This is a genomic window from Paenibacillus sp. J22FR21, assembly GCF_056269135.1.
On the sequence record NZ_JBWDNJ010000008.1, the window covers coordinates 97,876 to 112,732 of the forward strand.

Annotated in this window: 14 protein-coding genes; 10 read left to right on the forward strand and 4 right to left on the reverse strand. The window is 51.9% G+C overall.

Features of this window, described 5'->3' with window-relative positions; translation table 11 throughout:
• Positions 1-74: 74 nt before the first annotated feature.
• The 6 genes from AC0YNS_RS25375 (at position 75) to AC0YNS_RS25400 (ending at position 6,652) form a co-directional block, all read left to right on the forward strand.
• Positions 75-971, forward strand: coding sequence for a LysR family transcriptional regulator (locus AC0YNS_RS25375; protein ID WP_475783847.1), 897 nt, complete (start codon positions 75-77; stop codon positions 969-971).
• Positions 972-1,068: 97 nt separating this feature from the next.
• The gene (locus tag AC0YNS_RS25380; protein ID WP_475783723.1) at positions 1,069-1,506 is read left to right on the forward strand and encodes a rhodanese-like domain-containing protein; all 438 of its coding nucleotides are present in this window, start codon (positions 1,069-1,071) and stop codon (positions 1,504-1,506) included.
• 174 nt (positions 1,507-1,680) lie between these two features.
• The gene (locus AC0YNS_RS25385; protein WP_475783724.1) at positions 1,681-2,562 is read left to right on the forward strand and encodes an aminoglycoside phosphotransferase family protein; all 882 of its coding nucleotides are present in this window, start codon (positions 1,681-1,683) and stop codon (positions 2,560-2,562) included.
• 137 nt (positions 2,563-2,699) lie between these two features.
• Positions 2,700-4,277 carry a spore germination protein gene (locus AC0YNS_RS25390; RefSeq protein WP_475783725.1) on the forward strand — a complete coding sequence of 526 codons (1,578 nt, stop codon included), beginning with the start codon at positions 2,700-2,702 and terminating at the stop codon, positions 4,275-4,277.
• 19 nt (positions 4,278-4,296) lie between these two features.
• Positions 4,297-5,517: a Ger(x)C family spore germination protein gene (locus tag AC0YNS_RS25395; RefSeq protein ID WP_475783726.1), complete on the forward strand. Its 1,221-nt coding sequence runs from the start codon at positions 4,297-4,299 to the stop codon at positions 5,515-5,517.
• Between the two features lie 19 nt (positions 5,518-5,536).
• Positions 5,537-6,652: a GerAB/ArcD/ProY family transporter gene (locus AC0YNS_RS25400; RefSeq protein ID WP_475783727.1), complete on the forward strand. Its 1,116-nt coding sequence runs from the start codon at positions 5,537-5,539 to the stop codon at positions 6,650-6,652.
• On the opposite strand, the gene AC0YNS_RS25405 is transcribed toward AC0YNS_RS25400, so the two are convergent.
• A complete protein-coding gene (locus tag AC0YNS_RS25405; protein ID WP_475783728.1) occupies positions 6,614-6,898 on the reverse strand; it encodes a YczF family membrane protein in 285 nt (94 codons plus the stop codon). The genes AC0YNS_RS25400 and AC0YNS_RS25405 overlap by 39 nt on opposite strands.
• 108 nt (positions 6,899-7,006) lie before the next feature.
• Positions 7,007-7,537, reverse strand: a complete 531-nt coding sequence (locus tag AC0YNS_RS25410) for an SRPBCC domain-containing protein (RefSeq protein ID WP_475783729.1) — start codon at positions 7,535-7,537, stop codon at positions 7,007-7,009.
• A 184-nt stretch (positions 7,538-7,721) separates the two neighbouring features.
• Here AC0YNS_RS25410 and AC0YNS_RS25415 point away from each other — a divergent pair, with 184 nt between their 5' ends.
• Together AC0YNS_RS25415 and AC0YNS_RS25420 are read left to right on the forward strand one after the other, a co-directional pair.
• Positions 7,722-8,210: a peptide ABC transporter substrate-binding protein gene (locus tag AC0YNS_RS25415; RefSeq protein WP_475783730.1), complete on the forward strand. Its 489-nt coding sequence runs from the start codon at positions 7,722-7,724 to the stop codon at positions 8,208-8,210.
• A gap of 134 nt (positions 8,211-8,344) precedes the next feature.
• Entirely contained in the window at positions 8,345-8,626 is a 282-nt protein-coding gene (locus AC0YNS_RS25420) for a hypothetical protein (RefSeq protein ID WP_475783731.1), read from the forward strand.
• 333 nt (positions 8,627-8,959) lie between these two features.
• Here AC0YNS_RS25420 and AC0YNS_RS25425 read toward each other — a convergent pair whose 3' ends face one another.
• The gene (locus AC0YNS_RS25425; protein ID WP_475783732.1) at positions 8,960-9,658 is read right to left on the reverse strand and encodes a polysaccharide deacetylase family protein; all 699 of its coding nucleotides are present in this window, start codon (positions 9,656-9,658) and stop codon (positions 8,960-8,962) included.
• Between the two features lie 100 nt (positions 9,659-9,758).
• Between AC0YNS_RS25425 and AC0YNS_RS25430 the strand changes: the two genes are divergently transcribed.
• Entirely contained in the window at positions 9,759-11,504 is a 1,746-nt protein-coding gene (locus AC0YNS_RS25430) for an ABC transporter ATP-binding protein (RefSeq protein WP_475783733.1), read from the forward strand.
• Positions 11,505-11,580: 76 nt separating this feature from the next.
• A complete protein-coding gene (locus AC0YNS_RS25435) occupies positions 11,581-13,404 on the forward strand; it encodes an ABC transporter ATP-binding protein (protein WP_475783848.1) in 1,824 nt (607 codons plus the stop codon).
• 68 nt (positions 13,405-13,472) lie between these two features.
• Here AC0YNS_RS25435 and gdhA read toward each other — a convergent pair whose 3' ends face one another.
• A complete protein-coding gene (gene gdhA, locus AC0YNS_RS25440) occupies positions 13,473-14,849 on the reverse strand; it encodes an NADP-specific glutamate dehydrogenase (RefSeq protein ID WP_475783734.1) in 1,377 nt (458 codons plus the stop codon).
• Between the last annotated feature and the right edge of the window lie 8 nt (positions 14,850-14,857).

A 14,857-nucleotide genomic window follows, 5' to 3' on the forward strand; every position in this document is an offset into this window, starting at 1 on the left:
AGCTACGTATGGATTGCCGTAACGGCGAGATCATGATAAAGTAGCGGGAACTTATAGGAATGGGGTCGGTACCCGTGGAACTGACGTACTTGAAGACTTTTCGCGAGGTAGCCAAGTGTGGAAGCTATACGCGAGCAGCGGAGTCGCTGGGTTATGCCCAGTCGAGCATCACGTCGCAGATTCAGAAGCTGGAAGAAGCTTACGGGGCAGTCCTGTTGGAGCGGTTCGGAAGAGGCATGAAGCTGACGATGGCCGGTGAAGCGCTCCTGCACTATGCCAACGATATCTACAGACTGCATGAAGAGTCCAAAGAAGTCGTAGCCAAACAAGCCAAGGGGACGCTCTCGATTGGGACGATTGAGACATTAGCAGCCTTCTACCTCCCGCCGCATCTACAGGCTTATCGCCGCGAGTTTCCGGACGTTAACATTGTCATTCAGCCGGCGAATGAGCCGTTTATTATCGAAGCGGTCAAAGAAGGAGAGCTCGACATCGGAATCATTCTGGATCCTCCGTTCACGGACCCGGAGCTTCACAGCAGCATCCTGCGAGAAGAAACGCTTGTTATCATCACAAGCCCCAATCATAAATTAAATGGACAAAGCGAAGTCCATGTCGAGGATTTGGAGAGCGAGTCCCTCATTCTGACGGAGGATGGCTGCACATACCGGGCGATGCTGCTCAAGGTGCTGAAGGGCAATCAAGTGAGCTTCAGTCTCTCCTATGAGTTTGGCAATTTGGAAGCGATCAAGCAGTGTGTCATCTATGGACTTGGGATTGCCTTGGTGCCTCGGATTACGGTGGCCGAGGAAGTCCGCAAAGGCCAGCTAATCGCGATACCTTTTGTCCACCCGGACTGTAAGTTCTACACGCAATTGATCTACTCGAAGAAGAAATGGAAGTCAAAGGCGTTCAATGGCTTCGTGGAACTGCTCAGCGCCGGCGGAACTGCTAATTATCGAAATGAGTGAAGTATAGTATAGATTTCTATCGATAACTCCATGGTTAGGGGCTGTGATACATTGAGATCAACAAACAACAACCACAACCCTACCGGAGGTAATCCAAATGACCATTCAAACACGCCAATCTCTCGTGCTCGAAACACCAGCTGCATCGCCTGAGCATACGCATCGTCACTTTATGAACAAACTAGCTGTGGAAACTGATGTTGCGGATGTACGGTATGACATGCAGCAGGGTCTGAATGACTTCCTGCTCATCGATGTTCGCAGCACGAAAGCCTATGAAGAATGCCATGTTCCTGGCGCGATCAGCCTGCCTTCCAACAACATCAGCCCAGAGACGACAGCTGCATTCTCGAAGGAACAAGTCATCGTGGTCTATTGCTGGGGACCGGCTTGCAATGGCGGCACCAAAGGCGCGGCGCGATTATCCGGTCTTGGCTTTCAAGTCAAAGAGATGCTTGGCGGCATCGAATACTGGCGGAAGGAAGGGAACGAAGTGGAAGGGACACTTGGACAATCGGCTCCCTTGATCGGGTAAGGAGTCGCTGCGGTCCGACTCGACCTAATAAATGTTGTTTTTCTTGCAACAAAAGTAGCCTATAACAGCCGACAAGGTGGATTTGTTGCGCATTATGCAACATTATGGCGCGAATCGCCTTGTGGGGCGGCACAAATCAATATTCACAAAGCACGAAGGAGTTTATGATATCGAATGACGGAGATTAACGCAGAGCTAGTAAGCAGACTTATCCAAGGCCAGTTCCCGCAATGGGCGGACTTGCCGATCTATCCGGTTGCCAATAGCGGCCATGATAATCGCACTTTCCATTTAGGCAGCACGATGAGCGTCAGGCTGCCAAGTCATGAGTCGTATGCGGCGCAGGTCGAGAAAGAATTAACTTGGCTGCCTAAGCTTAGACCGCACCTTACTTTACCTATACAGGTTCCTTTAGCTAAAGGGAATCCTGCGGAAGGCTATCTGTGGCCATGGTCCATCAATCGATGGATTGAAGGGGAAACCGTAAGCCTTGCTTCAATAGACGATCTGAATCAACTAGCTATAGATTTAGCCGCTTTCTTACAAGAGCTTCAGGCCATTCCGGCTTCGGAAGGACCTCCTTCGGGAGCGCATAATTTCCATCGAGGCGGTTCACTAACTGTCTATCATGAGGAAACGAAGGCTGCACTCGAGAATCTGAAGTCGGACCTCGATACAAAGGTGTATCATGAAATGTGGAACCTAGCTTTACAGTCACAATGGAAGGGTACGCCGGTCTGGGTGCACGGTGATATCGCTCCGGGCAATCTCTTGGCGCAGGCTGGGCGACTTAGCGGCGTCATCGACTTTGGCATACTGGGCGTTGGCGATCCGGCCTGCGATTACGCGATGGCATGGACATTCTTCGATCCCGTAAGCAGGGAGGTCTTCTTGCGTGAACTTGGCTGTGACGAAGGAACACGCCACCGGGCATGCGGCTGGGCACTATGGAAGGCGCTTATCACCTACAACTGGCATGACAGAGAGTCTGCTGCGGCAGTAGAGGCTAAACGTGTCCTGGATATTATTAAAGGCGAGTATGAGCAGTCTAATTAACAAACAAATAGCCGGTAACTCTTCATTCGGGAGAGTTGCCGGCTTTTTCTATCCCAATAGGTAAAAAAAGGGCGAACAAGGCATACTAGCCAATGTGGCACGCAGATCAATTGCAGGTCGAAGGAGATTCAACTCTGATGAGGATACGTAGAGCGATATTCGGCCATAGCAGGGCGGGTGGTGGTGGCGGCAAGGAGAATCGCGCCGTTGCGCCCGGGCAGCTTGAAACGGATTTGGATGCCAATATAAACCGAATCCGAACGGAGCTGGTATCCAGCCCGGATCTCATTGTGCGTAAATTCACGCTGCGTACGGGACTACCGCTTCACGTGGCGGCGGTTTATCTGGATACCATTACAGATAAAGAAATGGTGAACGAATTTGTGATGCGCTCGCTCATGTCGCCATTTCTGCCGCAAATCCCGGAGGACGCGGATTCTACGGAGGCTGCTTTCCGGTTTATCTGCGATAATGCGCTCGCGGTCGGGCAGATCGAAGTGCTCGATAACTGGACATCCATGCTGCTCGAATTGTTGACCGGCAAGACACTCCTCATTGTCGATGGCTGGGGCCAGTGTGTCTGCGGCAACACGATTGGCGGTGAGAAACGTGCCGTTTCGGAGGCGAGCACCCAAGTTGTCATTCGGGGACCGAAGGACAGCTTCTCCGAATCGATCGCGACGAATATCGCACTGGTGCGACGCCGGATACGGAGCGCGAAGTTCGGCTTTGAAGCAATCAAGATTGGCTCCGTTACACAAACCTCTGTTGCGATGCTTTATATAGAGGGAATCGTCAAGGACGACATCAAGCAAGAAGTAAGAAGCCGGTTGGAGAAAATCAATACAGACGCGATCTTGGAATCCGGGTATATCGAGGAGTTCATCGAAGACAACTGGAGCTCTCCTTTCCCAACGGTGTACAACACGGAGCGACCCGACGTCATCGCCGCTAATTTGCTTGAGGGACGTATTGCGATCTTGGTTGACGGAACGCCTTTTGCCTTGGTGGTACCAACCGTGCTTTCGCAATTTTTCGCGGCTGCAGAAGACTATTACCAGCGCTATGATATTGGCACCTTCATCCGATTATTGCGCTATGTGGCATTCATCATTTCGTTGTTCGGACCGGCTGCCTATATCGCTTTAACGACTTTTCATCAAGAGATGCTGCCAACGACACTCCTCATCAATTTGTCGGCGTCCAGGGAAGGCGTCCCTTTTCCGGCGTTGGTCGAAGCTTTCATTATGGAGATTTGCTTTGAGATCCTGAGGGAGGCCGGCATTCGGATGCCCCGAGCGGTTGGACAAGCTGTGTCGATCGTAGGCGCGCTGGTTCTGGGTGAAGCGGCTGTCCAGGCAGGCATCGTATCCCCGATCATGGTCATAGTAGTGTCCATAACCGCGATCGCGAACTTCTCCATTCCGGCCTACAATCTGGCCATTACGGCACGCATGCTGAGATTCCTATTCATGATGGCGGCCGGATTGCTTGGCTTCTATGGCATTGTACTAGGCATGATCATGATGGTAGCCCACTTGAATGCATTGCGCTCATTCGGCGTATCCTTCTTGTCTCCGCTCGTGCCATTCAAATACAAGCAGATGAAAGACGTGTTTGTCCGTCTCCCGCACTGGAGCCTTGAAGCCCGGCCGGACGATACGGCGAAGGATACCGTTCGGATGCCTCCGGGGCAAAAACCAGAGAGCGAGTGAGTCAGGGAGGTTCAGTCTAATGGAGATCGGAAAACGATTGGCTAAGCTTGCCCTAATTGCAGTCTCATTGGCTTCCGTCTTGTTCGCAACCGGCTGCTGGAACAGCAGAGAGCTGAACAAGCTTGCGATTGTGACGGCTATGGCTATCGACAAAGCGGAGCATTCCGATCAATACGAGCTCACCTTCCAGGTTGTCATCCCGGGCGAGTTAGCGAAGTCGAGCAATAGCGGAGGTGGAGGAGGTGCGCCGTTCTCCATTTACAGCGTGCGCTCCAAAACCTTGTTTGAAGGCATACGTAAGGCATCCAAGCAGGTGCCGAGGCAGTTATTCTTCTCTCACATTCAAGTTGTGGTTCTCGGCGAGAGGCTCGCAAAGGCGGGAATCGAAGAAATTTTCGACTTTTTCGAACGATCGCATGAGGTGCGGCTAACTTCAATGCTGCTCGTTGCCAAGGGCAGCTCCCCAGGGAAATTAATTAGTACGATCACGCCGCTTGCACCCTTGCAAGCCGAGGCTGTTCTGGGAGCAAGCGAATTCTCGTCGAAAATTTGGTCCAGCTCTCCCGACATCGGAATTGACGAGGTAATCCGGAAGTTGATCAATCCGGGGGCAGATCCATCCATCAGCGGACTCCGATTGCTAGGGGATAATCAGAACGTGACGCAGCAGCAGAACCTGGGGCAGACACGTCTTCCTTATCACCTTGAAATTTCAGGCATTGCCATGTTTCATGACAAGAAGCTCGCGGGATGGCTGGAGAACTCAGAAGCGCGCGGGTACATGTTCATCATCAATGGAATGAATAGCACGATTATGAATTTGTCATGCGAAGGGCAGGCAGATGGCGTTGCGCTTGAAGTAATAAAAAGTAAAACGAAGACGCAGGTTTCGATGAAAGACGGTCATGTGAATGTGGATATCGTCGTGAAAGCAGAGGGAAACGTGGCCGAAGTCAAATGCGGCATTCCGCTTACGGAACTATCCGTGCTGAACAAGCTGGAGCAAGAATGGGGTGAATTGGTCAAATCCAGCATGATGGCGGCGATTCAACGTGCGCAAGCCGTCCATTCCGATGTGTTTGGTTTCGGTGAAGTGCTGCAGCGCAGTCATCCGAAGGCATGGAAGCAAGTACAAGACAATTGGGCGGAAGCATTCTCGGAAGCGGAGGTGAGCATCACCTTCCAAGGGCAGATCATGAGATCGGGCATGAGGGGCAAATCGCTAATGGAGAAGCCTTGATACAGGGAGGAATGGCAGCATGAAAAGCCGGGTGGTACACATTGGGCCGCTGCATTTGTTTGCATGGATTACCTTATTCGAGCTGGGAACAGCCGTCGTCATTCAGATGGGGATGGAAGCAAAGCAGGATGCCTGGATTGTCATTGTACTCGGCTGCCTGTGCGGCGTTGCCCTGTTTGCCGGGGTGTTCGGCACGCTGTACAGACTGTATCCCGACCTTCCCTTGACAGGGTACATACGTCAAATCATAGGCCCTGTTCCGGGATGGATGCTGGGCTTCGTGTACCTGCTTTATTTCATCTATATTTCCGGGCGCGATGTCAGAGACTTTGCCGATTTGTTATCCGCTGCCGCTTATGATGTCACACCGCTGTTCGCGCTCTCGTTGTTCATGCTGATCGCGGTCGGGTATACGATTCGTCTGGGAGTCGAGGTGTTTGGAAGAACAACCTTTGTTTTCTTCCTGATCTGCTGCTTCATGTTTCTGTTCATCATCGTCTTGGTGATGTTCTCGGATTTGTCGGATGGGAAGCGGCTGCTCCCGGTGCTTGGCGAAGGATGGACCCCCGTCTGGAAGGCGCTGTTTCCCACGAACATCACGTTTCCATTCGGCGAGATGATCGTCATGACGATGTTCCTGCCTTACCTGAACAAGAAATATAAAGCGGTCAAAATCGGTACCGGGGCGATGGTGTTCAGCGCGATACTGCTCTGCATTGCTACCTATGTGAATACGTCCGTGCTGGGCACCGAAATCGCGTCGCGAGCGACATTTCCTCTGTTTACGTCCTTGAGTCGACTAAGGTTGTCTGAAATTGTGCAGCGAATGGATTCGATTGTGCTCTTCTTATTTATCATTACCAGCTTCGTCAAAATCGGCACCTTCATGTTTGCCGCGATCTTGGCCGCTAGCGATCTGTTTCGGATTACAGATCATAAGACACTAATTATGCCGATTGGCTTAATTGTGTTGTTCTCATCGCTTACGATCGCGGGAAGCTTAACGGAACATCTGCAGGAGGGACTTAAGATCGTGCCGTATTACCTCCATCTGCCTCTCCAGTACGCGATTCCAACCGTACTCATGCTGATTGGCTTAATTCGGCGCAGAGGGCGATCCGTCACTTCCTCCTGACGAGGTTGGGTTGTCAGGCGCTGGCATGAGCTTGCGTACAAGAGCCGTAAACGGCTTGCGAACATAGAAGAAGAGGAGTGCCGCAAGCATGATTCTCTCGACCAAATCCAGCATGGCGAACGGAAATATTAAATTTCTGATCATGCGGTCCGGAGGAAGCCCTTGGAGGAAATCCATGGACAAATCCCATGCGATGATGCAAGGGAAAAGTAGGGCGAATACGGCGTAATGCTTATGATTCTTCATTAGGGGGCACCTTCCTTACTGTTGATGCAAGTATTATTCCCCAATTTCAATGTAAAGGGCCGTGACAATCGCCCATACGGGTGATAATCACGGCCCTGTTTCTGTAGCTTACAGGCTTGCCAAGTAATCGTCGAGCTTATCGAAGGTGCCGCCGAACCCTTGTTGCATGGATTCGAACATGCCTTTGTAGAATGCGTTCTCCTCAGCGGTTGCTTCGTGAGGGCCGCCTTCAAGCTTAATCGTCGTTTGGCCTTCACTCTCGGTAAAAGTAACCATATTCAGGACTTGCAGCGGAAATTGCGGCGCGAATGGAGGACGTTCCGTGCCGCCCTCAGAGTTAGAGAACGAGCTGAAGAAAGAAAGCTTCTCCGGTGCCGCGATTTCTTGATAAACGAATTTGCCCCACATGGATTGTCCATCAGGCGTGCTCATGGTGTAGAGGAAGATGCCGCCGGGACGCAGATCAAGCTGTACAACTTCAAGATCCAGACCCTTCGGTCCCCACCAGTGCTTCAGATGCTCGGCTTCCGTAAAAACTTTAAAGACCAGCTCACGCGGTGCGTTAAAGGTACGAGAAATGACTAATTTCCCATCCTTCGTGCTTACTTCATTGGCGTTTACAGCTTGGTTATCGGTCATTATGATACCTCCAGAGTTAATTTCTTGCTTTGAATATACTCTATACGGAATATTCCTGTCAAGGAATACTCGGAATAGATTCACAGATGCTGCTAGGGCGGATTATATATCATTACCCTGGCAACAATTTAACTATTCACGCCGTCTTGTATAGCAATAGAGCCGAAATGGATGTGAGGCGAGCATGCTTTTCAAAAAAATGATGTGGGTATCCTTATGTGCGATCATGTTGCTATTGAGTGCATGTGGGGAGAAGTCTGTAGTCGCTGCTCCGGATTTAGGCGAGCTGTACAGCTTGGCTCTCGACGCTTATATGCCGGTTGATGAAGGCCTCAATAGCGGAATGAAATACATTGCCATTGATATGAGTAACTTGAAGGACCTTGATGGGGCAGATAAGGGACAGATTCTGGACCATTTCAAAACCTACAAGGTTGACGTGATGGAAGCGACCTATGAGCAGTTGGAGGCCAAAGGGTTATTTAATAAGAATACACTGTCACTTGACGGCATCCTGTTGAAAGTGGATAAGGCAGAGCTTACAGCGAGACAGCTTATTGTAGAAGGTTCCAAGTATCGGTCCGGTGACGGTGCGATTGGAATGAAAGTTGTGGTGGAATTAAAGGACGGAGAATGGCAAGTGAAGAAGGCAGACATGACATGGATAAGCTAGTCAATTAGGTGGGATAAGCATCATGCTGAGCTCGCGCAATCCTGTGGCGGGAAGCTTAATTGAGCCAAGCCTGTATGCGAGCATGGAGTCATCTGCTATGATAGTTGCAAAACAACAGTCGGGGTGATGGATCCATGTTCGGCAATAAGAATGCGAAAACAACTGAGCCGGCAGCAGCGGAGACGGTGCGGGTCGTCCCGGTGTATACCGTCCATTCGCTGCCTCAGCCGTATGAAGTACTGTGCACTGTCTACTCCGGCAGGATAAGCAACAGCTCGCCTGTTAATTTGCTGCAGCAGCTCGGTCGCGCCGGTGGCGCAGTATCTGAGTGTGATGCAGTCATCGGCATCCTGCTTACTCCCGGTCTGGCGGCTGGGACATTGAATGCCTACGGCACAGCCATTCGTTATTTGTAAGATAGAAAAGGACAGAGCGTCTGCTCGGTCCTTTTTGATTTTATAGTGGTAATGTAACGAACCCGCAGCCGTATTTGGTGTCGAGACGCCGCTTTCAATGGTCTACTGCGGCCGAATGCTGCACAGAACGCAACATTTCACCTCTTCCAATGGCCTACTACGGCGAAATGCTGCTCAAAATGCAACATTTCAAGAAGATTGGCCAGCCGAGAGGCCATATGAGGTGGAAAAAGTGCCTTTTGTGCAACATTTCCTGCTTAGGACCACCTTTTGTCTTGAAATGTTGCAGAATATGCATCATTTTCACTTGGGGGTAAGCCAAGTTACAAGCCCTTACGGCTGCAGCTTCAACAGCTCACTAACGGTGATGAAGGAATACCCTTGCTCCGTGAGCGCCTGCAGGATTTCATCGATTGCGGCGATCTTGTTCTGGTCATACATGGGATGAAGAAGCAGGATGTCCCCCGACTTCACCTGCTCTTCCACATAGCGTACCTTATCGGCAGTCGTCGAATAGTACGTATCCGGCTCAAGGCTCCAAGTGATCGTTTTCATATGATGCTTGTGCAAGTAATAAGGCAGTCCAATCAGCTTCTTACCGTAAGGCGGACGAAAGAGAATATCTCCCTTGTAGCCGGTTTGGCGAATAAGCGTATTTGTCTTTTCGATTTCTTCCTTGATATACGAGGGTGATTTGAAGACCATCCGGTCGTGAGAGAAGGTGTGATTCCCGATCTCATGTCCGGCTTCTACAATCTTGCGTCCTTCCTCCGGGTGCTGCTCCAGCTCCCCGCCAATGAGGAAGAAAGTGGCTCTTGCTTTGTACTTGTCCAGCAGCGGCAGGAGCTGATCGACATTGCCGGTAGGGCCGTCGTCGAAGGTGAGTGCGATGACCTTCTGATTCGTCGCCACATGGTTGGTTATGCCTCCGAATACTTGAAAGGTGCGCGAGTTCATCCATTTGAGCATGCCAAATAGAATCAGAATAAGGAGGACAAGGACAGCTGCGCTAATGATTAATTTTTTCTTCATACAGGGTACCTCCTTGATTAGTTTTCGTTAACCGGGTTCCATTAGCATAGCAATAGTCGTTACAATATAAGGAAGACAAACTGTAAGGGAGTCCTGGACGTTGAGCTTTCTAAAGCCTTATTTTCGCCAATTCGGAAAACCGTTTGCCGCAGCGATTCTATTCCTGATGCTCGAAGCGTTATGTGATCTCATGCAGCCCACGCTGATGTCGCGGATTATTGACGTTGGTGTTGCGAACCGAAATCTGGATTATGTCTTCCGTTTCGGCGGCTACATGCTGCTCATAACGGCTATTGGTGCCGCAGGGGCGACGATGCGCAACATTATCTCCAGCCATGTCTCCTTGAATTTCGGCACGCGTCTGCGGTCGGACTTGTTTCGCCGGATTCAGACGTTATCGTTTGACAGCATCGACAAATTCGATCGCGCTTCTCTGGTGACAAGGCTGACGAACGATGTGACCCAAATTCAAAACTTCACAAACGGACTCATGCGTATCTTTGTCAAAGCTCCGCTGATTTGTATAGGCAGTCTCATTATGGCGATTCGATTGAATCCGCCTTTATCGCTTGTATTGGCGGTTGTCATTCCTTTCGTGGCGCTGCTCATTGTGATCAATATGCGTATTGGTTTTCCTCTGTTTGCAGGTGTGCAGCGTGCGCTCGATCGGGTTAATGGGGTGTCGCGCGAATACTTATCCGGGGTCCGTGTTGTGAAAGCTTTTAACCGGGTCGATTACGAGACGGACAAGTTCGGCATGGTCAATGACAGCTATCAGGAAGCGTCGACTCGCGCGATGCGTTTGATGTCGATCTTCAGTCCAAGCATTATGCTGACCGTGAATCTGGGGATTACCGCGGTGATTTGGATCGGCGGCGTTCGGGTTGACGGAGGCCACATGCAGGTTGGCCATATTATTGCATTTATTAACTATATGACGCAAATTTTGTTCTCGCTGCTGATGATTTCGAGTGTGTTCACGATGTTCGTAAGAGCCAAGGCGTCGGCAGAGCGGATCGGCGAGGTATTCGCGGAGAAGGATTCGATGACGGTGAGAGAGGCGGGACAAGGACAGCGGGCTTCCGGGAAAATCGGCGGCAAAGGAAGCATTGCGTTCAAAGGCGTATCGTTCTCGTATGCCAATTCGGATACGGTGCTTCGCGATATTACGCTGGATTGCCGGCCGGGCGAGACAATTGGGATCATCGGTTCGACAGGCTCGGGCAAAAGCACGCTCGTCAATCTTATTCCGCGATTCTACGATGCTACCTCAGGTACGGTGGAAGTGGACGGGCAGGATGTGCGGAACATCGAGCTGAAGTCGCTTCGGGAGCAAATCGCCATCGTGCCGCAGAAAGCCGTGCTGTTTTCCGGCACCATTCGGGAGAATCTGCTGTGGGGCAAGGAAGACGCTGCCCATGAGGAGATCGAGCTGGCGGCGCGAATGGCGCAGGCGCATGACTTCATTATGGATTGTCCTGAAGGCTATGATACGCTGCTCGGTCAGGGTGGCGTTAATCTCTCCGGAGGACAGAAGCAGCGGGTTTCCATTGCTAGGGCGCTCATTCGCCAGCCGTCCATTCTGATTCTGGACGACTGCACGAGCGCCGTGGATACATCGACGGAATCCCGCATTAAGGAAGCGCTTCGGGAATATGCGCAAGGCTTGACTTGCATCTTAATCGCGCAGCGTATGTCCTCCGTGATGGATGCGGACCGTATTATCGTGCTCGATAATGGGGAGATCGTGGGCTCCGGGCGACACGAAGAGCTGATGCTAAGCTGCTCGGCTTATCAGGAAATTTATCGGTCGCAGACCGGCAAGGAGGCGCGTGCCAATGTCTGAACGGAATCATCGACCTGAGGGGAGTGCTCCGGCGCAGGGAAAACCGCAAGCGCAAGCGCAGGGGTCGCCACCGCCAATGCCTGCCGTGAACGTCCCGGGCCGAGGCGGCTTTATGGGCCGGGGGCCGGTTGTGAAGCCGAAGAACTTGAAAGCGACTCTGGGCCGGCTGTGGTCGTATTTTGGCAAGGAAAGAAAGCTTCTCGCGATTATCTTCGTCATCGTACTGATCGATGCCCTTATTACACTGGCTGGGCCTTACCTCATTGGCGTGGCGATTGACGCCATGTCCACAGGGAACGATGGCAGCCCGGTCGATTTCGGACTGCTTCAGATCGCGCTCATTGCGCTTGTCTCTTCATACATCGCTGATGGGGGTCTGACCTTCCTGCAAGGGTGGCTGATGGCCGGCGTTTCCCAGCGTATCGTTGGGCGCATGCGGACCTCCTTATTCGCCAAGCTGCATAAGCTGCCGATCCGCTTCTTCGATACGCGGACGCACGGGGAACTGATGAGCCGGATGTCCAATGATATCGACAATGTGAGCAATACCATCGCGCAGTCGGCTATTCAAGTCATGACGGGTTCAGTAGCCATTACAGGTGCGCTCGTTATGATGCTGGTGCTCAGCCCCGTGCTGACGCTGGCGAGCTTGATTACGGTGCCGGCCGTATTCCTGCTGACGCGGACGATTGCCCGTGCAACAGGGCCTTTGTTCAAGCAGCAGCAGAGCAAGCTCGGCAAGCTGAATGGACATATTGAAGAAACAATCTCGGGGATCCAGATCGTGAAGGCGTTTAACCGCGAAGACAAGGTCATTGATGACTTCGAGGTGGTGAATGAAGAGCTGCGTGAGATTGGCATTAAAGCGCAAATTCGCTCAGGTTTCCTTATGCCGATTATGAATGTCATCAACAACGTCGGCTTCGCGTCCGTAGCCATTGTCGGCGGGATGCTGGCGGTGAATGGACATATTACGGTTGGCGTTATCGCCAGCTTCCTCAGCTACTCGCGCCAGTTTGTGCGGCCGCTCATCGAGCTTGCAAATTTGTTCAACGTGCTGCAGTCGGGCGTAGCGGGGGCGGAGCGGGTATTCGAGGTGCTCGATGAAGAAGAGGAGCCGGCCGATCGTCCGGGGGCGAAGACGTTCGTCAATCCGCGCGGACATGTCGTCTTCGACAATGTGTCCTTCGGTTACCGCGCCGATGTGCCGATTCTTAAGGGCATCAGCTTTGATTCCGCCGAGGGCACAAGCACGGCGCTAATCGGCCCTACAGGCGCAGGCAAAACAACGATCGTGAACCTACTAAATCGGTTCTACGATGTGACAGGCGGCTCCATCCGAATTGACGGACGCGACATCCGCGATTATACGAAGGATAGTCTTCGGCAGGCGTTCGGCATTGTGCTGCAGGATACCTATCTATTCTCCGGAACGATCCGGGAGAATATCAAGTACGGTAAGCCAAGCGCAACCGATGAGGAGATGGAGCGAGCGGCTGGGCTGGCCAATGCCGCCTCCTTCATCCGCAGGCTTCCTCAGCGATATGATACGGTGCTCGCCGAGAACGGCGGCAACCTAAGTCAAGGTCAGCGGCAGCTGCTTGCCATTGCAAGGGTCATTCTGGCCGACCCGCCGATTCTTATCCTCGACGAGGCGACCAGCAGCATCGACACCCGGACAGAGCTGCATATCCAAGATGCGCTGCGAGGTGTGCTGCATGGCCGCACCAGCTTCTTGATCGCTCACCGGTTGAATACGATTCGTGACGCCGACACGATCATGGTCATTGACCGTGGGGCGATCATGGAGAAGGGCTCCCATGAAGAGCTGCTCGAGAAGCAGGGCGTATATGCCAATATGTTTAAGAACCAGTTCGGAGCCGTGCTCGGCGAAGGTTAAATAAAAGGTCCCCAAAGTTGGTTGAGGCAACTTTGGGGACCTTTTGTATATTTAGGTTAGACCAAGATTTATACGACGCCTTGAGCAATCATGGAGTCGGCTACTTTAATGAATCCGGCAATATTCGCACCATAGACCAGATTACCGGCATGTCCGTAATCTACCGATGCTTTGACGCTGTTATCATAGATATTTTTCATAATGCTATGCAATTTGGCGTCTACTTCTTCGAAGGTCCACGACAGTCGCATGCTGTTCTGCGCCATTTCGAGTGCAGATACAGCGACTCCGCCCGCGTTTGCAGCCTTAGCAGGCCCAAACAGAACGTCGTTATTCAGAAACACATCAATGGCTTCCAACGTTGACGGCATGTTCGCCCCTTCGCCAATTGCCTTCACGCCGCCATCTACTAACAGCTGTGCGGACGCCGCGTCGATCTCATTCTGTGTTGCGCATGGAAGCGCAATGTCACAAGGAATGGACCAAATGCCGTCGCAGCCCGGCGTGTAGGTAGCGTGTGGATGGAATTTCACATATTCGCTGATTCGTTTGCGATCCAGTTCCTTCAACTGCTTGAGGGTATCAAGGTTGATGCCTTCAGGGTCGTAGATATAACCGCCGGAGTCGCTGCAAGCAACCACTTTAGCGCCAAGCTGCTGTGCCTTCTCAATCGCATAGATAGAGACGTTGCCCGAGCCCGATACGACTACCGTACTGACTTTGAAGCTCAAGCCTTTGCTTGCAAGCATCTCGTTCACGAAATAAACGCAGCCGTAGCCGGTCGCTTCCTTACGCGCCAGGCTTCCGCCGTAGACAATGCCTTTGCCCGTTAGAACGCCTGCCTCGTTGCCGCCGCGAATGCGCTTGTATTGCCCGAACATGTAGCCGATTTCCCGTGCTCCCACACCGATATCGCCTGCAGGAACATCGACTTCAGGCCCAATATACTTATAGAGCTCCGTCATGAAGCTTTGCGTAAAGCGCATAATTTCATAATCGGATTTGCCTTTCGGATCAAAATCCGATCCGCCTTTGCCGCCGCCGATCGGCTGGCCGGTTAAGCTGTTCTTGAAGATTTGCTCGAAGCCCAAGAATTTGATGATGCTTGCATTTACGGACGGATGGAACCGCAGCCCACCCTTATACGGGCCTAGTGCGCTGTTGAACTGAACGCGGAACCCGCGGTTCACATGCACCTTCCCCTTGTCATCTACCCAGGGTACACGGAAGGATACGACACGTTCAGGTTCGGTAATTCGCTCTAGAATGCTATTGTCTTGATACTCCGGATGCTGAGCCAGTACCGGAACGAGTGAATCCAGAATTTCCTTCACGGCTTGGTGGAATTCAGGCTCGTGGTGGTTGCGTTGAACAATTGTTTCGTATACGGATTGCACGTATTCCTCGGCCGCTGCCAATTGCTGATCAGGTATAACGGTTATCAATTTAACCA